The 717-nt window shown below is 53.3% G+C and carries 1 protein-coding gene; it reads left to right on the top strand.

Annotation, left to right across the window (positions count from 1 at the left end; genetic code table 11):
* Positions 1–16: 16 nt before the first annotated feature.
* On the top strand, positions 17–717 hold a 701-nt coding region (locus tag ACTNC3_RS11440), incomplete at its 3' end, for an ExeA family protein (RefSeq protein ID WP_441227512.1).

Below are 717 nucleotides of genomic sequence, written 5' to 3'. Positions count from 1 at the left end.
AAGGAGGGACGCGCTCATGTATGAAGCATTCTTTGGCATGACCCATACGCCATTCACCAGGGACCTTCCACCGGAGTGCCTGTACGAGACGAAAGCGATGAGTGATGTGCTTGGCCGTCTGATGTACGTTGCCGACAAGAAGCTGTTTGCAGTGATCACATCAGAACCGGGTTGTGGCAAATCCACACTGCTTCGAAAGTTCGATGCTATGCTTCCGAAGGACGAGTACATCCTTCTATACCTGTCTGATTCCAAGCTTACACCGAAGTGGTTCTATAAGGGCCTTCTGGAACAGCTGGGCATCGATTCGGGCTTCTATCGTGGAGATGCCAAGCGCCAGCTGCAGGCATCGATCGAAATCATTCAGGGCGTCCAGAAAAAGCGGGTGGTTTGTATACTTGACGAGGCGCACCTCCTTGATAAGGAAATGCTCGAGGAGTTCCGCTTCATGCTGAACTACAAGTTTGACTCTGAGAGTCCGATGGCTCTGGTACTTGCCGGCCAGACGGAGCTCTGGGATCGAAAACTGAAGCTGCAGCGTTACGCCGCGATACGTCAGCGAATCGATATCTACTGTACGGTGCCACCTCTCGACCGGGCGGAATGCGAGGACTACATCAATGCGCACATGCAGTACGCGGGCTGCACGCAGAACATATTTACCGACTCGGCCATCGATCGGATCTACCAGATCTCGAACGGTGTTCCACGGATGGT

Source organism: Oribacterium sp. HCP3S3_B9 (assembly GCF_052064255.1).
In the GTDB taxonomy this organism is placed as follows: Bacteria; Bacillota; Clostridia; order Lachnospirales; family Lachnospiraceae; genus Oribacterium.
The sequence above is the reverse complement of the archived record's forward strand: the minus strand, read 5'-3'. Positions and strand labels throughout refer to the sequence as shown.